Origin of the sequence: Halomonas borealis (assembly GCF_004798905.1) — a bacterium.
Classification (GTDB): domain Bacteria; phylum Pseudomonadota; class Gammaproteobacteria; order Pseudomonadales; family Halomonadaceae; genus Halomonas; species Halomonas borealis.
The window spans coordinates 83,368-107,295 of the sequence record NZ_SDMO01000005.1 but is presented as its reverse complement, the minus strand read 5'-3'; the positions used below and the strand labels follow the sequence as shown (position 1 = coordinate 107,295).

The 23,928-nt window shown below is 65.8% G+C and carries 20 protein-coding genes, 2 tRNA genes and 1 pseudogene; 15 read left to right on the top strand and 8 right to left on the bottom strand.

Annotated elements, in window-relative coordinates:
- Positions 1–19: 19 nt before the first annotated feature.
- Together ETC07_RS07015 and ETC07_RS07010 are read left to right on the top strand one after the other, a co-directional pair.
- Positions 20–1,813: an acyl-CoA dehydrogenase gene (locus ETC07_RS07015; RefSeq protein ID WP_136247790.1), complete on the top strand. Its 1,794-nt coding sequence runs from the start codon at positions 20–22 to the stop codon at positions 1,811–1,813.
- Positions 1,814–1,952: 139 nt separating this feature from the next.
- Positions 1,953–2,726 carry an enoyl-CoA hydratase-related protein gene (locus ETC07_RS07010; RefSeq protein ID WP_136247789.1) on the top strand — a complete coding sequence of 258 codons (774 nt, stop codon included), beginning with the start codon at positions 1,953–1,955 and terminating at the stop codon, positions 2,724–2,726.
- A 94-nt stretch (positions 2,727–2,820) separates the two neighbouring features.
- Here ETC07_RS07010 and ETC07_RS07005 read toward each other — a convergent pair whose 3' ends face one another.
- Entirely contained in the window at positions 2,821–3,729 is a 909-nt protein-coding gene (locus ETC07_RS07005) for a DMT family transporter (protein ID WP_136247788.1), read from the bottom strand.
- Positions 3,730–3,865: 136 nt separating this feature from the next.
- On the opposite strand from ETC07_RS07005, the gene ETC07_RS07000 reads away from it, so the two are divergent.
- Positions 3,866–4,711 carry an MOSC domain-containing protein gene (locus ETC07_RS07000; RefSeq protein WP_136247787.1) on the top strand — a complete coding sequence of 282 codons (846 nt, stop codon included), beginning with the start codon at positions 3,866–3,868 and terminating at the stop codon, positions 4,709–4,711.
- A gap of 30 nt (positions 4,712–4,741) precedes the next feature.
- On the opposite strand, the gene ETC07_RS06995 is transcribed toward ETC07_RS07000, so the two are convergent.
- Together ETC07_RS06995 and ETC07_RS06990 are read right to left on the bottom strand one after the other, a co-directional pair.
- The gene (locus tag ETC07_RS06995; protein WP_136247786.1) at positions 4,742–5,392 is read right to left on the bottom strand and encodes a 2OG-Fe(II) oxygenase; all 651 of its coding nucleotides are present in this window, start codon (positions 5,390–5,392) and stop codon (positions 4,742–4,744) included.
- Positions 5,389–6,009 carry a CoA pyrophosphatase gene (locus ETC07_RS06990; protein WP_136247785.1) on the bottom strand — a complete coding sequence of 207 codons (621 nt, stop codon included), beginning with the start codon at positions 6,007–6,009 and terminating at the stop codon, positions 5,389–5,391. The genes ETC07_RS06995 and ETC07_RS06990 overlap by 4 nt, the downstream gene beginning before the upstream one ends.
- Before the next feature lie 91 nt (positions 6,010–6,100).
- Here ETC07_RS06990 and ETC07_RS06985 point away from each other — a divergent pair, with 91 nt between their 5' ends.
- A complete protein-coding gene (locus ETC07_RS06985; RefSeq protein WP_136247784.1) occupies positions 6,101–6,658 on the top strand; it encodes an NUDIX hydrolase in 558 nt (185 codons plus the stop codon).
- Between the two features lie 45 nt (positions 6,659–6,703).
- Here the strand turns inward: ETC07_RS06985 and ETC07_RS06980 are convergent, their stop codons facing one another.
- Positions 6,704–7,015 carry a YqfO family protein gene (locus ETC07_RS06980; RefSeq protein ID WP_136247783.1) on the bottom strand — a complete coding sequence of 104 codons (312 nt, stop codon included), beginning with the start codon at positions 7,013–7,015 and terminating at the stop codon, positions 6,704–6,706.
- Positions 7,016–7,374: 359 nt separating this feature from the next.
- Here ETC07_RS06980 and ETC07_RS06975 point away from each other — a divergent pair, with 359 nt between their 5' ends.
- The 4 genes from ETC07_RS06975 (at position 7,375) to ETC07_RS15895 (ending at position 14,218) form a co-directional block, all read left to right on the top strand.
- A complete protein-coding gene (locus ETC07_RS06975) occupies positions 7,375–8,820 on the top strand; it encodes a TolC family outer membrane protein (protein ID WP_136247782.1) in 1,446 nt (481 codons plus the stop codon).
- A gap of 90 nt (positions 8,821–8,910) precedes the next feature.
- Complete coding sequence (locus ETC07_RS06970) at positions 8,911–10,146, top strand: efflux RND transporter periplasmic adaptor subunit (RefSeq protein ID WP_136247781.1); 1,236 nt, start codon at positions 8,911–8,913, stop codon at positions 10,144–10,146.
- Positions 10,143–13,325, top strand: a complete 3,183-nt coding sequence (locus ETC07_RS06965) for an efflux RND transporter permease subunit (protein ID WP_136247780.1) — start codon at positions 10,143–10,145, stop codon at positions 13,323–13,325. Before ETC07_RS06970 ends, ETC07_RS06965 begins: the two co-directional genes overlap by 4 nt.
- Before the next feature lie 194 nt (positions 13,326–13,519).
- On the top strand, positions 13,520–14,218 hold the full coding sequence (locus ETC07_RS15895; protein ID WP_136247779.1) for a hypothetical protein: 699 nt from the start codon (positions 13,520–13,522) through the stop codon (positions 14,216–14,218).
- 28 nt (positions 14,219–14,246) lie between these two features.
- Here the strand turns inward: ETC07_RS15895 and ETC07_RS06955 are convergent.
- Positions 14,247–14,831 (bottom strand): annotated as a pseudogene (locus ETC07_RS06955) (TetR family transcriptional regulator); the annotation flags it as partial.
- A gap of 150 nt (positions 14,832–14,981) precedes the next feature.
- On the opposite strand from ETC07_RS06955, the gene ETC07_RS06950 reads away from it, so the two are divergent.
- Positions 14,982–16,013, top strand: coding sequence for a succinylglutamate desuccinylase/aspartoacylase family protein (locus tag ETC07_RS06950; RefSeq protein WP_136247777.1), 1,032 nt, complete (start codon positions 14,982–14,984; stop codon positions 16,011–16,013).
- 4 nt (positions 16,014–16,017) lie between these two features.
- Here the strand turns inward: ETC07_RS06950 and dusA are convergent, their stop codons facing one another.
- On the bottom strand, positions 16,018–17,013 hold the full coding sequence (gene dusA / locus ETC07_RS06945; protein WP_136247874.1) for a tRNA dihydrouridine(20/20a) synthase DusA: 996 nt from the start codon (positions 17,011–17,013) through the stop codon (positions 16,018–16,020).
- A gap of 201 nt (positions 17,014–17,214) precedes the next feature.
- Between dusA and ETC07_RS06940 the strand changes: the two genes are divergently transcribed.
- Positions 17,215–17,802 (top strand): hypothetical protein, encoded by a 588-nt coding sequence (locus ETC07_RS06940; protein WP_240724581.1) that lies wholly within the window; start codon positions 17,215–17,217, stop codon positions 17,800–17,802.
- A 10-nt stretch (positions 17,803–17,812) separates the two neighbouring features.
- Here the strand turns inward: ETC07_RS06940 and ETC07_RS06935 are convergent, their stop codons facing one another.
- Positions 17,813–18,400, bottom strand: coding sequence for a helix-turn-helix domain-containing protein (locus ETC07_RS06935; protein WP_168709181.1), 588 nt, complete (start codon positions 18,398–18,400; stop codon positions 17,813–17,815).
- Between the two features lie 637 nt (positions 18,401–19,037).
- Between ETC07_RS06935 and gltX the strand changes: the two genes are divergently transcribed.
- The 3 genes from gltX (at position 19,038) to ETC07_RS06920 (ending at position 20,816) form a co-directional block, all read left to right on the top strand.
- Positions 19,038–20,516, top strand: a complete 1,479-nt coding sequence (gene gltX / locus ETC07_RS06930; protein ID WP_136247775.1) for a glutamate--tRNA ligase — start codon at positions 19,038–19,040, stop codon at positions 20,514–20,516.
- Between the two features lie 126 nt (positions 20,517–20,642).
- Positions 20,643–20,718 (top strand) — tRNA-Ala (locus tag ETC07_RS06925).
- Positions 20,719–20,740: 22 nt separating this feature from the next.
- Positions 20,741–20,816: transfer RNA gene (locus ETC07_RS06920), tRNA-Glu, on the top strand.
- A gap of 650 nt (positions 20,817–21,466) precedes the next feature.
- Here ETC07_RS06920 and gltA read toward each other — a convergent pair.
- A complete protein-coding gene (gene gltA, locus ETC07_RS06915) occupies positions 21,467–22,753 on the bottom strand; it encodes a citrate synthase (protein ID WP_136247774.1) in 1,287 nt (428 codons plus the stop codon).
- A gap of 456 nt (positions 22,754–23,209) precedes the next feature.
- Here gltA and sdhC point away from each other — a divergent pair, with 456 nt between their 5' ends.
- Together sdhC and sdhD are read left to right on the top strand one after the other, a co-directional pair.
- Positions 23,210–23,587, top strand: a complete 378-nt coding sequence (gene sdhC, locus ETC07_RS06910; RefSeq protein WP_136247773.1) for a succinate dehydrogenase, cytochrome b556 subunit — start codon at positions 23,210–23,212, stop codon at positions 23,585–23,587.
- Positions 23,581–23,928: a succinate dehydrogenase, hydrophobic membrane anchor protein gene (gene sdhD, locus ETC07_RS06905; RefSeq protein ID WP_136247772.1), complete on the top strand. Its 348-nt coding sequence runs from the start codon at positions 23,581–23,583 to the stop codon at positions 23,926–23,928. Before sdhC ends, sdhD begins: the two co-directional genes overlap by 7 nt.

The following is a 23,928-nucleotide window of genomic DNA, read 5'->3' as shown; positions in this document are numbered from 1 at the left end:
TTCTTTTCGAGGTCCTCCGATGACGCCTTATGCCCCCCCGCTTCGCGACGTTCGCTTCGTGCTCGAGGAACTCCTCGAGCATGGCTCGCTCTCCCTGCCCGGCTTCGAGGAGGTCGGCCCCGACCTGGTCGAGGCCGTGCTCGAGGAGGCCGGCCGGCTGACCGGCGAGGTCTGGGCGCCGCTCAATGCCGTCGGCGACCGCCAGGGGTGCCGGCGTCGCGAGGATGGTGGCGTCGCGTTACCCGAGGGCTTCGCCGACGCTTACCGGGCCTATGCCGAGGGTGGCTGGAATGGCATCGGCGTCGCCCAGGCCCAGGGCGGCCAGGGCCTGCCGGAGGTGGTGGCCAGCGCGGTGCAGGAGATGCTGCACGGCGCCAACATGGCGCTGGGGCTATGCCCGATGCTGACCGCCGGCGCCATCGAAGCGCTGGCCCGCCACGGCAGCGAGATGCAGCAGGCGACCTACCTGGCGCCGTTGGTCGAGGGCCGTTGGACCGGCACCATGAACCTCACCGAGCCCCAGGCGGGGTCCGACCTCTCACGGGTGCGCACCCAGGCGGTGCCTTGCCCCGATGAGCCAGGCGATCATTACCGGCTGCGTGGCCAGAAGATCTTCATCACCTGGGGCGAGCACGAGGCCGCCGAGAACATCCTGCACCTGGTGCTGGCGCGGACCCCGGATGCGCCCGAGGGCAACAAGGGCATCTCGCTGTTCCTGGTGCCCAAGTTCCTGGTCGAGGCGGACGGCTCGCTCGGCGCACGCAACGACGTGCGTTGCACGGGGCTCGAGCATAAGCTCGGCATCCACGGCTCACCGACCTGCTCGCTGAGCTTCGGCGAGCGAGAGGGCGCCGTCGGCTATCTGGTCGGCGAGGCGGGGCGTGGCCTCAACCACATGTTCACCATGATGAACGAGGCGCGCCACAAGGTCGGTATCCAGGGCATCGGGGTCGCCGAGCGGGCCTGTCAGCAGGCGCGCGATTACGCCCTGGAACGGATGCAGGGGCGCCGCCACGGCGAGCCGTGCGCCATCGCCGATCACCTGGACGTCAAGCGCATGTTGCTCTCCATGCGGGCTCGGGTCGACGCGTTGCGGGCCCTGGCACTGACCGGCGCGGCGCAGATGGACCGCGCCCGCCACGCCGCCGAGGCCGATGAGCGCGCCGCCGCCCAGGCGCGCGCCGAGGTGCTGATCCCGGTGATCAAGGCGTTTGCTACCGACCAGGCGGTGGAGATCGCCTCGCTGGGCGTGCAGGTGCACGGTGGCATGGGCTACATCGAAGAGACCGGGGCCGCCCAGCTGCTGCGCGATGCGCGCATCGCGCCCATCTACGAGGGCACTAACGGCATCCAGGCCCTGGATCTGGCGGGGCGCAAGCTGGCCCGCGATGGTGGCGCGGCCCTGTCGAGCCTGCTCGATGAGGTGGCGGCCACCGCCGCGGCCCTCACCGCCCGTGACGCCCTGCGTCCGCTGGGCGAGAGCCTGGCCGGGGGCGTCGCCGACCTGCGTTCGGCCATGAGCGTGGTGTTGACCGCGGGCGCCGACCCGCAGAACGGTGCGGATGCCATCCAGGCCTTCGCCACGCCGTTCTCGAGCCTGGCCGGCCATGTGCTGTGTGCCTGGCAGCTGGGGCGCTCCGCGCTACGAGCCGAGGCGGCCCTGGCCGCAGGCAGCGACGACGACTTCTACCGCGCCAAGCTGGCGTCGGCGGACTTCGGGCTACGCCACTGGCTGCCCGAGGGGCGCGCCCGGCTCGCGGCGATCGAGGCCGGCATGGCGAGCCTGGTGTCGGTGGACCCGGCCAGCCTCTGAGCTCGCTGGCCGATGCGTGGTGGCATCGCCGGGGATGGCGCGAAGGCGATGGTCGAACGCGACCAAAGCCGTGATTGTCGCTCGACCAAGCGTTCGCTAGGGTGGGATGAATCCGTCTTCCATCGAATGAGGAGTCATCATGAGCGAGCAACCGATCGAGGTGCAGGACGACGCCGGAGTGGTCCGCCTGACCATCACGCGCCCCAAGGCGCTCAACGCCCTCAACAGCGATGTCATCGCCGCCCTGTCGGCAACGCTCGACGAACTCGAGGCCCGCGACGACCTGCGGGCGGTGCTGATCACCGGCGCCGGCGAGAAGGCCTTCGTGGCCGGCGCGGACATCACCGAGATGCGTGACCAGAGCGCGCTTCAGGCCCGCGACTTCGCCGGCCAGGCGCTCGCCACCCTCAAGCGGCTGGAGGCGTTGCCGGTACCGGTGGTGGCGCTGGTCAATGGCTTCTGCCTGGGCGGTGGCTGCGAGCTGGCGCTGGCCTGCGACTGGGCGGTGGCCAGCGACAACGCCGTGTTCGGCCAGCCGGAGGTGTTGCTCGGGGTGATCCCCGGCTTCGGTGGCACCCAGCGTCTGCCGCGCCGTGTCGGCCCGGCCATGGCCCTGGACCTGGTCACCACCGGGCGCAAGATCGATGCCCATGATGCGCTGCGCATCGGCCTGGTCAACCGGGTCATGTCCCAGACCGAGCTCGAAAGCTATGCCGCCGAGCTGACCCAGCAATTGGCCGGCAACGGTCCCCAGGCGGTGCGTGGCGCCAAGCAGGCCATCCACGACGGGCTGGACCAGGATCTGGATAGCGCGCTGGCCCTGGAAACCAGCCTGTTCGCGCTGTGCTTCGCCGGCGAGGAGCAGCGCGAAGGCATGGGCGCCTTCGTCGAGAAGCGCCCACCGAATTTCTGAACGGCGCCCGCGCCTTCAGCCAGATCGACGGCCATGGCGGCGACGCCATGGCCGTCTTGTCTTGCTCTGCGCTACCCCGAGGCTGTCGTTGGGTTCAGTCGGGATGCTTTCCGCGTCGACGGAGCAGGCGTGCGGGCCATCCCGGTCGCAGCATGCCGGTGGCGATGGCGGTGCCGACCAGGGTGATGGTCATGCCGGCCAGGATCTGTAGGCTCAGCGTCTCGTCGAGCAGCACATAACCCCACAGCAGGGCGCTGATCGGTACCAGGAAGGTCACCGTGGAGGTGGCGGTGGCCCCGGCGCTGGCGATCAGCCCGAAGTAGAGCAGGAAGGCCAGGGTGGTGCTGAAGGCCGCCAGGGCGAGGCCGTTGGCCCAGCCCAGGGCGCTGATAGGCGCCTGAGGCCACAGCCACAGGCCGGGGAGCAGCAGGATCAGCCCCGACATGGCGCAGCTGCCGGCAGCCAGCACGCGTACCGGCAGGTGCGATAGATAGGTCTTGGAGTAGTTGGTGGCGATGCCGTAGCAGAAGGTGGCGCCGAGCACTGCGAGGATGAACCAGCCGTCGCCGCCGAGGGAGAAGTCCAGCCGTTTGGCGGAAAGCACATAGACCCCGAAGAAGGCCAGTGCCAGGCCCAGGTACTGACGGCGAGGGACCGGGGTGGCGAAGAACAGCGCGCCGAGCAAGGCGGTGAACAGCGGGGTGGTGGCGTTGATCAGCGAGGTGAAGCCGGCCTCCAGCCGGGTGGTGGCCAGTGCCAGCAGGGAGAACGGCAGCACATGGTTGACCAGCCCCAGTAGCATCAGCTTGCCGGCGTTGTCTCGAACCTGGCGCAGATAATGGACGCCGAACAGCAGCGGCAACATCAGCAGGGCCCCCACGCCCATGCGAACGAGGATCAGCGGCACCGGGCCGAATTCGGGCACCGCCACGCGCATGAAGATGAACGACAGGCCCCACAGCGAAGAGAGCAGGATCAGGCGGAGGGTGTCGGCCGAGGTCATGGCGGTGTCCTGATGGCAGGCGGTTGTCGAGTTAGCCTGAGAAGGGTAATCGCCCGGACAGCGGCGGGGAAGGGCGAGGCAATCGCGGGGCGGGCTTGGTAGAGTGAGCGCTTCCATCAGTGCCAGGGAGGCAGGGATGCATATCTCTCAGCTCAATATCTATCCGGTCAAGTCACTGCGTGGCATCACGCTCGAGGAGGCCACGCTCACCGAGCGCGGTCTGGCTTTCGATCGCCACTGGATGGTCGTCGACGCCCGAGGTCGTTTCGTCACCCAGCGCGAGCGCCCCACCATGGCGCGGGTGGCGGTACGCCTCGAGGAAGACAGGCTGGTGTTGGAGCACCCCGACGCCGCTCCGTTGAGCATACCGCTGCGGCCTCGTGGGCTTTCACGCCTCGCGGTGAGCCTCTGGAACGATACCTGTGAGGCCCTGGACGAGGGGGCAGAGGCGGCCGACTGGCTGACCGCGGTGCTGGGTGGCGTCGAGCGTGGGAGATTGCATCTGGTGCGCTTCCCCGAGGAGCGCCGCCGCGCGGTGGAGGCCGATTATCTCCGGGGCGAAACGGCCCATACCGCCTTCCCCGATGGCTATCCGCTATTGGTGGCGCATCAGGCCTCGCTCGATCGCTTGAACCACCGTCTCGTCGCCAAGGGGCTCGAACGCGTGCCGATGAGCCGTTTTCGGCCCAACCTGGTGGTCGAGGGCGAGGCGCCCTTCGCCGAGGTCGAGTGGGATGCGCTGAGCCTCGTGTCGGGCGTGCGCCTGGGGCTGCGCAAGCCCTGCAAGCGTTGCAAGATCATCACCCAGGACCCGCACACCGGGGAGGCGCCGGTACCCAAGGAGCCGTTGAAGACGCTGGTGGAGATGGACACCCAGCCGGGCTGGCAGGGGGCCTTCTTCGGCCAGAATGCCATCCCCCTCGACGGCATCGGCCAGGCCTTGCGGGTCGGTGAGCCGCTGACGGCCACGTTCAACGACTGAACAGGCCTGGTGCCAGGCAGGCTCGGGGCGTCAGCGTGACGGGTCGACCCGGCCGCCCAACGAGGCGTTGCGCCGGAACCAGCCGGCGATGCTGTCGCGAGGATAGCGGGTCGGCAGCACCTCGTGAGGCACCCGGTCGGAGAGGAAGCACACGAAGGTGCCAGCCTCGGGGCGGACGCGGGTCAGCTCCCGCTCGGGCGTCTCGGCGTCGTAGATGACCATCTCGCCGCCGCCGTCGGCGGGCCAATCGGGGTTGAGATAGCCGACGGTGGAGATCACCCGGTTGGCACGGCCACGGAAGCTGTCCAGGTGTCGACGGTAGAAGGCGTCCGGCGGATATCGGGCGAAGTGGGCCTCGTACTCGAACAGCCCCAGGAACAGCGCTTGGTTGAGGGCCTGTTGCAGTTCGTCCATGGCCTCCAGGTAACGGCGCTGGGCCAGGCTTTCGCGGTTGAACCAGCGAATGGCGTCGCCGCGGATATCGCGGCGCAGGTGGTGTTCGGTGCCGCGGCCGACGCCGGCAGCGGCCAGGGCCTCGCGGGCGGCCATCGCCTCGATCTCGGCGTACAGCGGGGCATGCAGGGCTTCGGGAAGGAAGCCTTCGCCGTGATACCAGCCCTGTTCGACGAGGGCGTCGAGTAGCTCGGCCAGCCGGGCGGGCGGCAGGTGAGGGGGGGTCATGAGGGGGCCAGCCGACGCGCGGAGTGGAAGCGCAGCTCGCCCGGGGGGCGCCGGGATAGGTCGATCGGCATGCCGAAGCCCTCGGCCAACAGCTCCGACAGCATCATCGACGACAATCCCCAGATCACGAACTCGTCGTGGCGATAGCTCGGGACGAAGTAGTCGCGCCCGTCGACGCGGATCACGTCGGTGTGGGTGCGGCGGTCGGTCAGGAAGTGTGCCAGCGGGACCTCGAAGATGGCATCCAGCTCGCCCGGGTCGGCCACCAGCGGCAGGTCGGGCGGGATCACGCCCACATAGGGCGTGACCTTGAGGCCGTGCAGCGAGAGTACCTCCGACAGCCGACCGAGCACCTCTACCCGAGCGGAGGGCAGGGCGATCTCCTCGGCGGATTCGCGTAGCGCGGTGGCCAATAGATCGGAATCGCCATCCTCATGCTTGCCGCCGGGGAAGGCCACCTGCCCGCTGTGGGTAGAGAGATGGCTGGCGCGGCGGGTGAACAACAGCGTAGGGTCGGGGCGAGCCACCACGGGAATGAGCACGGCGGCCTGGGGGAGGTCGGCTCGTAGCCGATGCGGCGCATGTGCTTGCAGGCGCTCACGCAGTTTCTCTAACATGGTGATTCCGTCGGGTTTCATCCCTTTTACCCAGTCGCCGTGTGCGGCGTCAAGCCTCGGTATGCCTGCCGCCAGCCTGTCAGGGAGCGCCATGAACTTTTGCAGCCATTGTGGACAAACGGTCCGTTTCGCGATTCCCGAGGGTGACGACCGGCCGCGTTTCTGGTGCAAGGCCTGCGGGACCATTCATTATCAGAACCCGCGCATCATCGCCGGCACCCTGCCGGTGCATGGCACGCGGGTGCTACTGTGTCGCCGTGCCATCGCGCCGCGCAAGGGCTACTGGACGCTGCCGGCGGGGTTCATGGAGAACGCCGAGACCACCGTCGAGGCGGCGGCCCGCGAGACGCAGGAGGAAGCCCTGGCCGAGGTGGCGATCCATGGTCTCTATACCCTGATCAACCTGCCGCACATCGACCAGGTGTTCATGATCTTCCGCGCCGAGCTGGCCGGCGGCTACGGCGCCGGTCCGGAGAGCCTCGAGGTCGCGTTGTTCGAGGAGCAGGAGATTCCCTGGGACATGCTGGCCTTCCCCACCATCGAGTGCACCCTGCGCCACTACTTCGCCGACCGCCAGGGCGACGGTTTCCCGCTGCATGTCAGCGACATTACCCCCGAGGACCGCGAGCGCTACTTCGGTTCCGCCTGAGGCCTCGTGCGCTCGCGTCGGACAGGCACTACAGAGAGATCACTCCTAGAGGTCGGCCAGGCGCCAAGCATCGTAGGCCGGCTCCTCATAAGGATGGGCACGCCGCAGGGCCGTCACCGCCTCGTGAATCAGCGCATCCGTGCAGACCAGCTCCACCTTGAGCTCTTCCACGCGCTCCAGATCGCCGACTCGGCCGATGTGTGGGTCCGCTCCCGACAGCGGGCGGAACTGCCCGGTGCCGGGGGTCTGGAAGCAACAAGCCTCGTAATCGCCGATACGCCCGGCCCCGGTGGCGAAGACGGCCTCCTTGACGCTCTCGGCGTCCTCCACGGGCACGAAGAAGGCTAGCTTGTACATGGGTGTCTCCTGTTGAACGGTGTCGGCGTCCGTTGTGCCACAGGATAGCGTTCGCCGTCAGCCTCAAGGCCGGCACAGGCCCTGGAGTCAGCACTTCGGCTTGCGTGGCGGACGTCGGCTATCACCGCGACTACTATGGTCATATAGGACGAAGGATCATGTAAGGCGCAGGGCCCTGAGGGAGATGTCATGGGCGCTGCTCGCTCATGCAGGCCGGCTCGACGTGGGTGAGGGCGCACGCTGGCTTGCTGAGAAAGGTCGTTTCCTTGCTAATTACAATAACGTTGATGGATTGACGTAATAAACATGCGACAATGAATGTATATTTCCTAGCCACTTTGCGTAGAAGGAACTTGCCGATGAAGTCGTATCGTCCGGTATCGCCGGGGCGGCATGTGCTGCTGCCCTGCCTGCTGGCTGTCTCTTTGGTCGGCCCGGCCCAGGCCGCCGACCTGCTGACCATCACTCGGGACGCCATCGACAATAACGCCAGCCTGGCCTCGGCGCGTTCGCAGTTCGATAGCGTGGAGGCGGGACGTGATGTCGCCCGTGGCGACCTGTTGCCCCAGGTCTCGGCCTCGGGGCAGGTCGCGCATAATCGTCTCTACGAGAGTGTCGCCTCGACCCGGACAGCCGGCGTGGGCAGCGGCGATGATCGCTACAACAGCGCCGGGCTGACCCTGGAGGCCACCCAGGCGCTGTTCGATGCCGGCAACAGCGCCGAGGTCGATCAGGCCGAGAGCCGGATCGACCGGCAGACCTACCAGCTGGCCGCCACCGAGCAGCAGGTGCTGATCGATGTGACCTCAGCCTACTTCGATATCCTGCGGGCCCACGAGATCCTCGAGGCGCGCCGCGCCCAGGAACGGGCCATCGGCCGCCAGCTCGAGCAGGCCCAGGAGCAGTTCGATGTCGGCTTGATCGCCATCACCGAGGTGGAAGAGGCACAGGCCAGCTATGATCAGTCGCGTGCCGACCGGATCGCCGCCGAGAACGACCTGCAGGTCAGCTTCGAGGCCCTGGAGCGGCTCACCGGGCAGCGCTACGAGAGCATCGATGCCCTCCAGGAGGCGATGCCGGTGACGCCGCCGCAGCCGACCGGCCGCGATGCCTGGGTCGACCTGGCGATGGACAACAGCCCCCTGGTGTTGGCCAGCCAGGCCGGCATCGAGGTCTCCGAGGACGCCGTGGACATCGCCAAGGCTCAGCGCCTGCCGGTGGTCGAGGCCTTCGCTAACTATGACTACTCCGATACCGATCAGGACTACATGGAGGGGCATACTTCCTCCAGCCAGATCGGTGCCCGGTTCAGCCTGCCGATCTACACCGGCGGCCGCACCAGCGCCAGCATTCGCCAGTCCACCTATGACCTGGCATCCAGCCAGTATGACTTCGAGGACCAGCGTCGCCAGACCGTCCAGCAGGTGCGGTCACTGTACACCCAGGTCACCAACGACGTGGCCACCGTCGAGGCGCGGGCCCAGGCGATCGTCTCCAATCAGAGTGCGCTGGATGCCACGCGCGCCGGCTATGAGGTCGGCACCCGTAACATCGTCGATGTGCTCAATGCCGAGCAGCGCCTCTACGATGCCATCGCCGACCACGCCGATGCGCGCTTCAGCTACGTGATCGACCTGCTGTCCCTGCGTCAGCAGTCCGGCACCCTGAATGTCGAGGCCATCGAGACGGTCAACGACTGGCTGTCGGAAGAGCGGCGCGTGTCGTTGACGCTGCCCCGAGCCGACGAAGATAGCCGCTATGAAGCGGCGATGGACATCGGGGCGCCACCGCAGCCCGAGTCATGAAAGCTTCTTACATGCAGGCGTGAATGTATGTTTATATGCGCGCCTGCCGTGTGATCCCATCGACGTTCGACCCCTTAACGAGAATCTGGCATGAATACAACTCTTCGACGCAGTCGAGCCGGGCTGCTGGCGTTGGCGGCTGGCGTACTGCTGGCCGCTTGTGGCCAGGACGAGGCTGCTCAGTCACAGGGCGAGGGCGGCGAGCAGCCTCCCCAACCCAAGCCGGTGGCGACGCTGGCGCCACAGGATATTCCGCTGGACAAGTCCTACCCGGCCCAGCTGCGCAGCGATACCGAGGTGACGCTGGTGGCTCGTGTCACCGGCTTTCTCGAAAAGCGTCTCTTCGAGCCCGGTGACATCGTGGAGAAAGGCGAGAGCCTGTATGCCATCGAGCCGGATGTGTATCAGGCGACGGTGTCGCAGCGCGAGGCCGACCTGGCGAGCGCCGAGGCCGAGCTGGTGCGGGCGCGTCGCGATGCCAACCGCTTCCAGCAGCTGCTGCGTCAGAACTCGGTGAGTCGCCAGCAGGTCGATCAGGCTCAGGCCGATCTCAACGTGGCACGCTCCAGCGTGGCGCAGGCCGAGGCGGCGCTGGCCAGCGCGCGCATCAATCTGGAGTATGCCGACGTGACCGCACCGGTCAGCGGCGCCATCGGCCTCAGTGAGGTCAATGTCGGCAATCTGGTCAATTCGGGGACCGAGCTTGCGACCATCACCCCGCTGGACCCGCTCGAGGTGCGTTTCCAGCTACCTCAGGAGGATGCCTTCGCGCTGCGTCGCCAGCTCAAGGACCAGCCGATCGGCGAGATAGGCGCGCGACTGGTACTGCCAGGGGGCGAGGATCGCCTCGAGGGGCATCTGGACTTCTTGGCCTCGCGGGTCGACGAGGACACCAGCACCGTCCAGGCCAAGGCCGCCTTCGACAACCCCGAGGGCGCGGTGCTCCCCGGCCAGTTCGTGCGGGTGCGAGTGGAAGGGCTGAAGCGCTTCGAGGTGCTGGCCGTCCCCGAGCTCGCCATGAGCCAGGGATTGATGGGCCCCCAGGTGTTCGTGCTCGACGAGGACGACGTGGCCCGGGCGCGGCCGGTGGAGCTCGGCGAGCTGGCCGGCCCCTGGCAGGTTCTCAACGGTGGCGTAGAAGCGGGTGAGCGCGTGATGGTCGGCAATCCGGCGGACGTCGAGCCCGGTATGCCGATCGAGCCCCGCGAGTTCGATGGCGACGCCGAGGCGTTGGTCCGTCAGGCCACCGGCCAGCAGCCGGCGCAGGGCCAGGGCGCGCCCGCCGATGAACGCGCCGCGTCGAGTGAAGAGGACGCGGCGCAATGAACTTCTCCAACTTCTTCATCAAGCGGCCGATCTTCGCCACGGTGCTGGCGATCATCCTGACGGTGATCGGGTTGATGAGCATGCGGGTGCTGCCGGTCGAGCAGTACCCGAGTGTTGTGCCGCCTACGGTGTCGGTCAATGCCACCTTCCCCGGGGCGGACGCCGAGACCGTGGCGCAGACGGTGGCCGCACCGCTCGCCGAGGCCATCAACGGCGTCGAGGACATGCTCTACATGACCTCGAACAGCGCCGATAATGGCTCGATGAGCCTCTCGGTGGCCTTCGATATCGGCACCGATGGCGACATCAACACCATCAACGTCAACAACCGTGTGCAGGGAGCGCTCTCCCAGCTGCCTGATGCGGTACAGGACCAGGGCGTGACGGTAGAGCTGCGTTCCAGCTCGATCCTGATGCTGGTGGCATTGACCTCGCCCGAGGATGACTACGACCGCATCTACCTGCAGAACTACGCCACTCTCAACCTGCTGGATGAGCTGCGCCAGGTGCAGGGTGTCGGTGAGGCCGAGGTGCTGGGTGGCGGCGAGTTCGCCATGCGTATCTGGATGGATCCGGACAAGCTGGCGCAGTACGACCTGACGCCTTCCGAGGTGGGTAGCGCGATACGCGCCCAGAACACCGAGGTCCCGGCGGGTAGCCTGGCGGCGACGCCGCAGTCGGAGCCGCGGGCCTTCACCTATACCATCACCGCCGGCGGGCGCCTGACCGATGTCGACGATTTCCGCGATATCTTCCTGCGCACCAACCCGGATGGCTCGGCGCTGCGCCTGGACGACGTGGCGCGTATCGAGCTAGGGGCTTCCTTCTACGGCGTCGAGGCACGGCTCAATGGCGGCACCATGGCGCCGATCATCATCAACCAGCAGCCCGGCGCCAACGCCCTGGAGACCGCCAAGCTGGTCGAAGCCAAGATGGAAGAGCTGTCCGGACGCTTCCCACCGGGGCTCGATTACGTGGTGCCCTATGACACCACACAGTTCATCGATGCCTCGGTGGAGACGGTCTATCACACCTTCATCGAGGCCTTCCTGATCGTCGGCGTCATTCTGTTCATCTTCCTGCAGAACTGGCGCTTCACGGTCATCGCCATGTCGGTGGTGCCGGTCTCGGTGCTGGCGACCTTCGCCGGCTTCTACGTCTTCGGTTTCTCGATCAACCTGCTGACGCTGTTCGCCTTGGTGTTGTCGATCGGCATCGTGGTCGACGATGCGATCCTGGTGGTGGAGAACGTCGAACGGGTGCTCGGCGAGGATGAGGAGGTCACCGTCCGCCAGGCGACGGTCCAGGCCATGAAAGAGGTCGGCGGGCCGGTCATCGCCACGTCGCTGATCATGGCCGCGGTATTCGTGCCGGTGGCCTTCCTGGGTGGCTTCAGCGGTCAGATCTACCAGCAGTTCGCCTTGACCGTCGCCATCTCGGTGGCCTTCTCGGCGCTGATGGCGCTGACCTTTACGCCGGCGCTGTCGGCGATCTTCATCAAGCATGACCTGCACACCAAGGAGACGGCGTTCAAGCGCGCGGTGCGTACGCCGCTGCGACTGTTCGACCGCCTGTTCGCCGGCATCACCACGGTCTACATGGTGATCGTCAAGGCACTGGTGCGCTTCTGGGGTCTGGCGTTGCTGTTGACCGCCCTGGTGGGGGCGGGCTCCTGGTGGCTGTATTCCACCACGCCCTCGACGCTGGTGCCCGAGACCGACCAGGGCATCGTGCTGGCCGCCGTGCAGTTGCCGGACTCCGCCTCTCTGTCGCGGACGCGGGACTACATGAGCGAGCTCAGCGCGGCCATCGAGGAAGTACCAGGCGTGAAGTATTCCTCGGCGGTCGCCGGGTACGACATGCTGTCGAGCTCGGTGAATACCGCCCGGGGGATCATCTTCGTCAACCTGGAGCCCTGGAGCGAGCGTGACATCAGTGCCACCCAGCTGATCGGCAAGATCATGCAGTTCGGCGCGCGGATCGAGGGCGGCTCGGCGATGGCCTTCAACATGCCGCCGATCATGGGGCTGTCGACCACCGGTGGCTTCACCGGTTACCTGCAGTCCTTCGAGGGCGCCTCGCCTCAGGAGCTCTTCCAGGCGTCGATGAAGGTGATGCAGACGGCCGCAGAGCATCCGGCGTTGAAGCGGGTGTTCACTACCTTCAACGTCAACGTACCGTCCTTCCGTGCCGAGATCGATCGGCAGAAGGCGTTGAGCTATGGCGTGTCGCTCGAGGCGCTTAACTCGACGCTGGGCAGCACGTTCGGCAATGGCTTCGTTAACTACTTCAGTTATCAGGGCCGCAACTTCCAGGTCTACCTGCAGAACGAGGATGAGTTCCGCAAGACACCGGACGACATCTCTAACGTCTATGTTCGGGGTGGCGACGGCAATCGCATCCCGTTATCCGAGTTCGTGACCCTGAATCGCCAGACCGCACCGGCGGTCATGACGCGCTTCGGCGTCTATCCGGGTGCCCAGTTCCAGGGCGGTCCGGCGCCGGGCTACAGCTCGGGGCAGGCAATTTCCGCCATGGAGGAGATCGTCGCGGAACAACTCGGCGATGGTTGGGGCATGGGGTGGACCGGCACCGCCTACCAGGAGAGTCAGGCGGGCAGCGCCGCGACGCTGGCCATCGTCTTCGGCCTGCTGATGGTGTTCTTGATCCTGGCGGCCCAGTACGAGAGCTGGTCGCTGCCGCTGGCGGTGCTGACGGCGACGCCTTTTGCCTTCCTTGGGGGCATCGGTGGCATCGCCCTGCGCGGGCTGGATACCAGCGTCTACGTGCAGATCGGCATGCTGGTGGTGGTCGGGCTTGCGGCCAAGAACGCCATCCTGATCGTCGAGTTCGCCGAGTTGCAGCGCCGCGAGATGGGCAAGACGATCCGTGAGGCGGCCATCACGGCGGCGGAGCTACGCTTCCGGCCGATCGTCATGACCTCGCTGGCCTTCATCTTCGGTACTCTGCCGTTGATGGTGGCCACCGGGGCAAGCGACACCAGCAGCCATCACATCGGCACCACGGTGGCGATAGGCATGGCATCGGTGGCGGTGCTCGGCAGCCTGTTCGTGCCGACCTTCTACGCCATGATCGCGAGGGTCGCCGACGGCTTGAAGCGCAAGAGCGATGGCCAGCGGTCCGATGAGCGCCCGGCGCTGGAGAACGACACGAAGTGACCCGGGCCATCGCCTGAGTCGACGGGCACCGCCTCCCAAGGAGGCGGTGCCCGTTTTCGTTGGGCGGGGCCGCCGAGAGGCGAGCGGGGCGGTGGTATGCGACCAAAGTGGGGCGTTGCGCGTTGCCGGTGGGCCGCTACGCTGAAGGGAGGAAGACACTTTGCCGGCTAATCGGCCGCATGGGAGGAGCCGTCATGAACACCCTTACTTCACTCGCCCTGAGCTTTCCGCTGATCGTCTTCACCCTGCTGCTGGGGCTGCTGGTCGTCTATTGGCTGCTGGTGGTGCTGCGTCTGGCGCCGGTGGAGCTGTTCGAGCGTGACAGCCTGCGCAACGACACCCTGGCCAGCGCCCTGGTGTCGCTGGGGTTCGCCGGAGTGCCAGCTTCGCTGGCGCTGAGCATGCTGGTGATCCTGGCGTCGTTGTTGGCGCTGGTCGCCGAGGTAGCGGTGTTGGGCCCGCTTCCACTCGGCTTGTTCCGGGTGCCGCTTGGGATGGCGGTGATTTGGGCCGCCTTCGCGCTGGCCTCGCCGCTGGCGTCGGGGGCCTGCCGCCGGCTACATCGTCGCCTGCATCGCCATCCCAGCCTGTCGCGGCGCTGCCTGTTGGGTGAGCGCGTGCGGGTCATGCGGGTGGACGACGAGGGAGCGGTCGCCGAGCTGGGCGATGATCCCGGCCGTGAGGTACGGCTGCTGGGTAAGGCAGGCAATCGGCCGAGCCTCGGCGACACGCGTGTGTTGGTCAAGTACCTGGCGGGGCAGGAGGCGTACCGCTCGGTACGGGAGGAGGACTACCTGGATGCGCGCACGCGGCTGGTGCGGCTGCATCTGCTGGAGCGCCATGAGAGGGCGACACAGGAGAGTCGCCACGGTGATTCGCGGCCGTCAGCTTGAAGCGGGGGGGGCGAGTGAGGAGATACAGCTGGGCGTCGACCAGTTCGGTGCTGCGCTCAAGCAGTGAAAAGGCCGCGGTGTCGCGCAGCCAGTCGTGGTAGAGGCCGCTGAGGGTCGACTGCAGCAGGCGAGTGGCGAGTTCGGGGCTGATGTCGTCACGCAGCAGCGTTAGCTGGCGGGCGGTGGTGAAGTAGTCATGCAGGGCATCCAGGCAGTCGCGTGCCATTTCCTCCTGCATCGACTGGGGGTCGATGTCACTGAAGAACTCGCAGCGATGCAGCAGGATCGCATGCACCCGCCGATGTCGTGGTTGTTCTAGGCGCTGCACACCTTGTTGGCAACCTTGTCTGATGGCATCGAGGGGATTGGCAATGTCGGCTCCACTCGCGGCGACCAGTTCCTCGAAGGGCATGCGTACCCGGTCGAGCATGGCGCGAAACAGGTCGGCCTTGTTGCGGAAATGCCAGTACAGGGCGCCGCGGGTCACGCCGGCCTGGCAGGCGACCTGTTCCAGGGACGCGTGGGCCACCCCCTTCTCGAAGAAGACTTCTTCGGCGGCATCCAGCAGGGCCTCGCGAGTGGCTTCGGCTTCGGCCTTGGTGCGTCTGGCCATGAGGAATGACTCCGGATGATGAGGGAGTCATTCTACCTTAGCGGCGTGGCACTTTACATTCATCGCTGAATGCAACGCCACCCCGGAGTTCTTGAGGCATTCGCCGGGATGCGGGAATATGAGTCAGCGCTTATCTCAGGAGATCGCTTCATGGCCCGTGCTCCCTTCGAGCTCGCCGATACTCGCGTAGCCCCCGGCACCCGTCAGCAGATCGATGTGCCGGTGGCCCGGCTCTATACCCATGCACCGCTGCATATCCCGGTGGAGGTGGTTCACGGTCGTCAGCCGGGGCCGGTGATGCTGGTCTGTGGTGGCATCCATGGCGACGAGATCAACGGCGTTGAGATCGTGCGTCGCCTGCTGCGTTCCCGGCAGCTCAAGGGACTGCGCGGCACCCTGGTCGGCGTGCCGATCGTCAATGTCTTCGGCTTCGTTCAGCACAGCCGTTACCTGCCCGATCGACGCGACCTCAATCGCTGCTTCCCGGGTAGCGAGTCGGGCTCCCTGGGGGGGCGCATCGCGGCCCTGTTCCGCCAGCAGATCGTCGATCAGGCCACCCATATCATCGACCTGCATACCGGGGCCCTGCACCGCACCAACCTGCCGCAGATCCGTGCGCAGCTGCGGCCCGGCAGCGAGACCGAGCGCATGGCCGATGCCTTCGGGGCGCCGGTGATCCTCAACGCCGAGCTGCGTGACGGCAGCCTGCGGCACTATGCCGAGAGCCGCGATATCCCGGTGCTCACCTACGAGGCCGGCGAGGCGTTGCGTTTCGACGAGTGGGCGATCGCGCCCGGGGTGAGGGGCGTGCTGAGGGTGATGCGCCGGCTCGGCATGCTGGGGGGAGAAAAGCGCCGGCGCCCGCCACCGGCCGCCGAGGTGGCCGGTGGCTCGAGCTGGGCACGGGCACCGATCGACGGCATCCTGCGCCCTCGGGTGCGCCTGGGCGCAAGGGTGGCCGCGGGCGAGCTACTGGGGAAGGTGGCCGACCCCTTCGGCAATGCCGAGGGCGAGGTACGTGCCGTGGCCGATGGCATCGTGATCGGCATGAGTCGCCTGCCGTTGGCCAACGAGGGCGAGGCCTTGTTCCACATCGCCCGCTTCGATGCCATCGAGGAGGCCGAGAGCGCCGTCGAGAGCTTCCAGTCGAGCCTCGATCCGCCGCCGGACGCCCTGTACTGAGGAGTCAGCCGGCGAGGCTGGCTTGCTGCGGCGGGACCAGGCCCAGCGCATCGTCGAAGATCGAGAGCCCGGCGCCCTCGCGGTGGGCATTCTCGGAGAGATGGCGGCGGAACTTGCGACCGCCCGGGCAGCCCTGGAACAGGCCGAGCAGGTGTCGGGTCATGTGGTTGAGCTTCGCGCCTTCCTCGAGCCGGCGTGCGATGTAGGGGCGGAAGGCCTCGGCGGCGGCATGGCGGTCGAGCGTCGGGCCGGGCTCGCCATAGAGGCGTCGGTCGACGTCGGCCAGCAGCCAGGGGTTCTGGTAAGCCTCTCGGCCGACCATCACGCTGTCCACGTGCTCGAGCTGGGCCTGGCATTCGTCCAGCGTCTTGAGTCCGCCGTTGATGCCGATATGCAGCTCCGGGCGCTGCTGTTTCAGGCGATGCACCCGCCCATAGTCGAGCGGTGGCACATCGCGGTTCTGCTTGGGCGAGAGCCCTTCCAGCCAGGCCTTGCGGGCATGCACGGTGAACACCTCGCAGCCGGCATCGGCGACGCGTTCGATGAAGCGGGCCAGGTCGGCGTCCGCATCCTGGTCGTCGATGCCGATGCGGCACTTCACGGTGACCGGGATCGATACCGCCTCGCGCATGGCCGCAACCGCCACAGCCACCTTCTCCGGATAGGCCATCAGGCAGGCGCCGATCAGGTTGTTCTGTACCCGGTCGCTGGGGCAGCCGACGTTGAGGTTGACCTCGTCATAGCCCCAGGCCTCGGCGATCGCCGCGCATTCTGCCAACGCGCCGGCATCGCTGCCGCCCAGTTGCAGGGCCAGCGGGTGCTCGACCGCGTCATAGCCGAGGAAGCGTTCACGCGGGCTGCCGTGCAGGATGGCGCCGGTGGTCACCATCTCGGTGTAGAGTAGGGTATGGCGCGTCAGCGTTCGGGCGAATGCGCGGTAGTCGCGGGTCGTCCAATCCATCATGGGCGCCACGGAAAAGGTACGGTCGAGGTCGGTCATCGTCGTCACGGGGTCATTCGAGGAGGGCGTATTCTATCAGCCATGACGCGGGGTGCGAGCATCGAGGTCGCCCTGTCCTCGTGACCCGTTGGCGTCTATGCGCGCTTGAAGCGTCACGAGTCGCCTGGCGAGGGCGCCCCATGCGACCCTGTGTCGACATCGTCAGCATGAATCGGGCATTTCCGGACAGGGAGAACGGGCATGACAGCATGGCAGCGAGGCGTGTGGTGGATCGCGCTGATGGTAGCGCTGACGGGTTGCGGCGACGGTGGGGATGAGCCGCCGCCGGGCGATGAACGCTTGGGCGGCGTGGCCCAGCCCGAGGCCTCGACGCAGGCTGCGGCGGAGGCCAGCGTCACGCCGTTCGAGGCGGTGGTGAGCATCAATATCGATGCCCGGTTGCGCCGCGATCGACGCCTGATGGTCGAGGGGGGGACCAACCTGCCGGAGGCGACGCATCTACAGGTGCTGGTGGAGCGCGAGCTTAGTGGTGTGCGCTGGCAGGAGCGTACCGCGGTCGGAGCTGAGGGCTTCGTCGCCGGACCGTTCGGCCCGGGTAGCGGACTGCCCGACGGTGGTTATCGTATTACCGTCAACATGCCGGCGGCCCAGGTGCAGCCGCCTAACGTACGGGAACGGCTGGGCGATCGGGGGCAGCACCTGAAAGGTCCCCTGGTGCAGGCGTCGCGGCATGGGCTGGGCAAGGTGATCAGTGCCCGGCAGCGTTTCCTGATCGGCAGCGAGCCGCGGCATACCACCGATCAGGTGAACGTCATCGAGGTGGAATGAGGGCGTCGGTTTACAGGGTCTCGTGACGCCACAACGCGACGACCTTGCCCAGCAGGTGGCAGTCGGGTGTGTAGGGAGCGGGCCTGGCATCGTCATGGCGCTGGAAGGTCAGCTCGCCCTTGGCATCCTGTTGAACTCGGCGTAGCGCCAGCTTTCCGGCTTCTTCGATCAGGTAGAGCCCCGGCTGGCGGAAGATGTCGGTCGGCGCAATGGCCGCCAGGTCGCCGGCGTTCAGGTAATCGAGCGCCTCGCCGGGGGCCGGCGTCACCAGGTGGCAGTCGCCGTCCCAGCGTTGCCCGGGGGTGAGCTCGATGGGCAGCTCGATGCCCTTGGCCTCGCTGCCTTCCCAGGGTGGTGCTCCCTCGGTCTTGAGGAATAGTGGGGCCGGTCGGCGGGTACCGTTATCGAGCAGGGAGGACAGCGGGCAGTCGAGGGCCGCGGCCAGGGCGACCAGGCGCTCGTGGCCGATCTGTTTGATGGCGCCGGATTCCCAGTAGGAGATGGTGACGTCCGAGACGCCGACTCGGCGGGCCAGGGCGGCCTTGTTTAGTCGAGCCTCCTGGCGTAACTGTTTGATTCGTGGGCCGAGGGTTTCCATGAACGCAGTCCTGTCTAAGGTCGTCTGTAAAGAGAAAGCATGGTCTGTGATTGCTCGGGGCGGTGCAATACCGAGCATCAACGTTATGTCCGTTCGCCCGCTTGCCTCCACCAGGGGAGGAGGAAGGCGCCCCCGATTCCCGAAATCGCCGAAGTCGAGCGGTGAGCGAGCGCTCAGGGGCGCATCCGGCCGCTCGCTCATGACGCCGGGGTGACGCATGCGGGCTTGGAGAGGCGCCGGCGGTGCGATGCCGATGGTGCCGGGATGACGGCACATGTCGGGGTTGAGGCGTCGAGGCTCCAATGCGGCCGATTGTCATCGGCCTGCTATGGGCGACCTGGTTTACGCGATAGCCCTGGATCGGCCAGCAGGGGCGCGATGAACGACGCGCCGATAACCGTGGCGCTGCTATAGTCGTCGGGCGGCGAGAAAAGCATGGTGAGGCCTCAGCTAAGTGGGAGTCAGTGGTGGACCTCATCGATCGCGAATGATTCCACGGCGCGGCTGCCGGCATCACGCGAGGTGCGTATAATGCACACATTCCCCGGACGACCGTCGGCATGGCACGAGCAATGCGGCCGTGTGTGATCGGCTCGGTGCTCCGGGGCTCCACTCCCTCGACCGGACCAAGGACGACATGACCGTACGTACCCGTATCGCGCCGTCTCCCACCGGCGATCCCCATGTGGGGACCGCCTACATCGCCCTGTTCAACCTGTGCTTCGCGCGGCAACACGGCGGCGAATTCATCCTGCGCATCGAGGATACCGATCGGGTGCGCTCGACCGCCGAGTCGGAGCAGATGATCCTCGATTCCTTGCGCTGGCTGGGCCTGGAATGGAACGAGGGCCCCGACGTGGGTGGCCCCCACGGCCCCTACCGGCAGAGTGAGCGTGGTGACATCTACGCCGAGCATGCGCGCAAGCTGCTGGATTCCGGGCATGCCTTCAAGTGCTACCGTACCAGCGAGGAGCTCGACGAGCTGCGCGAGACGCGCAAGGCCGAAGGCCTTCACCTGGCGCTGAAGCCGGCCGACCTGGCCTTGCCCGACAACGAGGCCGCCCGCCGCGAGCGCGAGGGCTGGCCGCATGTGGTGCGCATGCAGGTGCCGGCCAGCGGCACCTGTGTGGTCGAAGACATGCTGCGCGGCACCATCGAGGTCGACTGGGCCCAGGTGGATGCCCAGATCCTGCTCAAGTCCGATGGCATGCCGACCTACCACCTGGCCAACGTGGTCGATGACCACCTGATGGGCATCACCCATGTGCTGCGTGGCGAGGAGTGGATCAACTCGGCGCCCAAGCACCAGCTGCTCTATGAGTACTTCGGCTGGCCGATGCCGACGTTGTGCCATATGCCATTGCTGCGCAATCCGGACAAGTCGAAGCTGTCCAAGCGCAAGAACCCGACCTCGATCAACTATTACCGGCGCATGGGTTTCCTGCCGCAGGCGGTGACCAACTACCTGGGGCGTATGGGTTGGTCGATGCCGGACGAGCGTGAGAAGTTCAGCCTCGAGGAGATGATCGGTCATTTCGACATTCAGCGGGTCTCGCTGGGCGGGCCGGTGTTCGACCTGCAGAAGTTGAGCTGGCTCAACGGCCTGTATATCCGTGAGGACCTGGACGACGCTGCCTTGCTTGAGGCCCTGAAGGACTGGGCCTTCAACGAGGATTACGTGCGCCAGATCCTGCCCGAGGTGCGTCCGCGGGTGGAGACGCTGTCGGACGTGATGCCGCTGGCCGGCCACTTCTTCGCCGGCGTGCCGGCGCTCGAGGCGAGCGATTTCGATGGGGTCAAGCCGGAGCGCGAGACGCTGGTCAAGCTGCTGCAGTTCCTGGTGTGGCGCCTCGAGATAGTGCCGAGTTGGCACAAGGACGCCTTGCTCGCCGAGATCAAGGCGCTGGCCGCGCATTTCGAACTCAAGATGAAGGACTTCCTGGCACCGGTGTTTATCGCCATCACCGGCTCGGCGTCCAGCACCTCGGTGATGGATGCCATGGCGATCCTCGGCTCCGACATGACTCGGGCTCGCCTGCGTCACGCCATCGAAGTGCTGGGCGGTGTCTCCAAGAAGCAGGCCAAGCGCTTCGAGAAGGAGTATCGCGAGCTATAAGGTGCGCCGCGCCGCTTGGAGAGGGAAGGGCCTCTGTCCTTCCTGCGACGTGTTCCCTCTTTTCTCGGGAATCGGTTGACGAAGGCGAGGAGTCGCAGTAATATACGCCTCGTCTTCGCGACATGTGGGGCCTTAGCTCAGCTGGGAGAGCGCAACACTGGCAGTGTTGAGGTCAGCGGTTCGATCCCGCTAGGCTCCACCATCAGCGTCAAAGAAGATGATGCGTCCCATTCGTCTAGTGGTCCAGGACACCGCCCTTTCACGGCGGTAACAGGGGTTCAAACCCCCTATGGGACGCCACTACCTCCTTGTTATTCCCTCCGGACGCCGAGCGCGTCTTTTTTTGTCTCCGTCATCGGCGTTTTTCAGGCGTCTCATCGCACGGGGCCATACTTTTTGACTAGGAAAAAGTCTTGCCAGGCCTTGACTTGTCCACCTGTTAGGCTCCCGCACCAAAGCTTGTGCACAGGATGGCCTCGCAGCCCCGTGGCTATGGGGTTTGTGAATTAGTTGTTTAAAATCAAAGGCTTGAGTTAGGTCAAAAGTTGATCAATCTGAGCGCGAGCCGCTATTCATGGCGATTATGGGCGGTTCCCCAAAGGTTTTGAACAGGCTTGTCCACAGAATGTGTGGAAAACGCTTCATCCCAGGGTGGGGGAGTGGAAGTCGATGGGGAAAGCGTGGCGATCGGCGGGTGAATCGCCCTCTATGCCGTCTTCGAGTGAGGCATGGCGGTCGGCCCGTGGCCGTTCGTCGCTGACGCGCAGTAAGCTCGACGTGAGGTGTCGTGGCGGGTGTGGGAGGCCCCTCGAGGCGCCTGCGCAGGCAAGGCTGAGCCTTGTGTCGGACGTAGGCAGAGTGCGCGTGGGCGGGGCGCGCTGTGTGGCACCCGAATGAAGAAGGCCGCCCCTCGGGGCGGCCTTCTACAGCGGTGCGTACCGACGCCCGGCTTACTCGGTGGGGTAGTCGCGCTTGGTGTGGCCCACGTACAGCTGGCGCGGACGGCTGATCTTGTAGCTGTCGCTGAGCATCTCGTGCCAGTGGGAGATCCAGCCGATGGTGCGGGACACCGCGAAGATCACGGTGAACATGTTGGTCGGAATGCCCATGGCCTTGAGGATGATGCCGGAATAGAAGTCGACGTTCGGGTAGAGCTTGCGATCGATGAAGTAGTCGTCTTCCAGGGCGATCTGCTCGAGGCGCTTGGCGATCTTGAGCTGCGGGTCGTCGGCCTTGCCCAGCTGGGCGAGGACCTCGTCGCAGGTCTCCTTCATGACCTTGGCGCGGGGGTCGAAGTTGCGATAGACCCGGTGGCCGAAGCCCATCAGCTTGAACGGATCGTTCTTGTCCTTGGCGCGGTCGACGAAGCGCTGAATGTTCTCTTCGGAGTCGTCACCGATCTCGTCGAGCATGTTCAGCACGGCTTCGTTGGCGCCGCCGTGCGCCGGCCCCCAGAGGGCGGCGATGCCGGCGCTGATGCAGGCGAACGGGTTGGCGCCGGTGGAGCCCGCCAGGCGCACCGTGGAGGTGGAGGCGTTCTGCTCGTGGTCGGCGTGGAGCATGAAGATGCGATCCATGGCCTTGGCGAACACCGGGTTGATCTCATAATCCTCGCAGGGATTGCTGAACATCATGTAGAGGAAGTTCTCTGCATAGTTCAGGTCGTTGCGCGGATAGGTGAACGGCTGGCCCACGTTGTACTTGTGGGACATGGCGGCGATGGTCGGCATCTTGGCGATCAGGCGAATGGCGCTGATCTCACGATCTTCCTGCTTGGTGATGTCCAGATGATCGTGATAGAAGGCCGCGAGGCCGCCGACCACGCCACACAGGATCGACATCGGGTGGGCGTCGCGGCGGAAGCCTTTGAAGAAGTTGGCCAGCTGCTCGTGGACCATGGTGTGATGGGTGACGCGGCCGGCGAACTCGTTGTACTGGGTCTTGTCGGGCAGCTCGCCGAACAGCAGCAGGTAGCACAGCTCGACGAAATCGGACTGTTTGGCCAGCTGGTCGATGGGGTAGCCGCGATGCAGCAGCATGCCCTGGCCACCATCGATGTAGGTGATGGCAGATTGGCAGGAGGAGGTCGCCATGAAGCCAGGGTCGTAGGTGAACAGGCCTTCGGCACCCAGGCTGCGAACGTCGATGACATCCGGCCCCGCGGCTCCCGAGTAGACCGGCAGCTCGATCGATGTTTCCAGGCCCTCTACCGTCAACGTTGCTTTCCTGTCAGCCATAACTGGCCTCCTCTCGAGTTCGTGGTGGCGCGATACGTCGTGATTTCGCTGAACTTGCCGGCGAAAAGGTTCGCCCACTATAGAAGCGTCTTGTCGATTGTCAATTCATTCGTCGGTGGCCAGGCGGCGCCGGCTGGCTCGCGGTTGTACGGATTTCGTGCGGGATATGCGGCTGTGCATCATGCCGTTGTTGCCTCCCTTGGGCGGCACAACGATGAACCTGTCGAGTCGTCGTGGAGCGGCACCGTCGTCGCCGTTCGTCGCCCGTGCCATGGCCCGGTCGGCCGGCTGAAGATTTGTCATGATGGGGGCATGACCCTATAATCTTGTCGCGCGACTGGCAGGAAAAGGGAGATCGTGACCCGCAAGGCATGATCGTTCTCCTTCCCGAAACCACCGCCCGTACCGGGCCTCCTCGAGTGCCCATTGGCGGGCCAAGAGAGTGTGTAGAGAGCCGTGAATAGCAAACGACCCGTAAATCTGGATCTGTCCACGATACAGTTCCCCCTCCCCGCCTTGACGTCGATCGTCCACCGCATCACCGGCGTCATTCTCTTCATCGGCCTGATCTTCGGCTTCTGGGCGCTGGATGCCTCTTTGTCGTCGCCCACAGGCTTCGCGGCGGTCAGCGATGCGCTGGCTCACAACTTCCTGGCCAAGTTGATCGCTTGGGGGCTGTTGTCCGCACTGGCCTTTCACTTCGTGGCCGGCATCAAGCACCTGCTGATGGACGTCGACATCGGCGTGACCCTCGAGGGTGGTGTCAAGAAGGCGCAGATCACCGTGGTGGCAAGCGTGGTCCTGATCATTCTGGCTGGAGTCTGGGTATGGTAACCAATATCACGAACCTCGGGCGCAGCGGCCTGTCTGATTGGCTCGTTCAGCGTCTCTCGGCCATTATCCTGGCTCTCTACACGCTCTTCATCGTCGGCTACCTGCTGTTTCATCCCGGGCTCGACTATGCGACCTGGAGCGGGCTCTTCGGCCAGACCTGGATGCGGATCTTCTCGCTGCTGGCCTTCGTGGCCCTGTCTGCCCACGCCTGGGTGGGGCTTTGGACCGTGACCACCGATTATCTCAAGTCGACCGGCATTCGTCTTGCCGTCCAGACCGTCATCATCCTGGCCATCTTTGTATTCCTGGTCTGGGGTATTCAAGTTCTGTGGGGAGCCTGA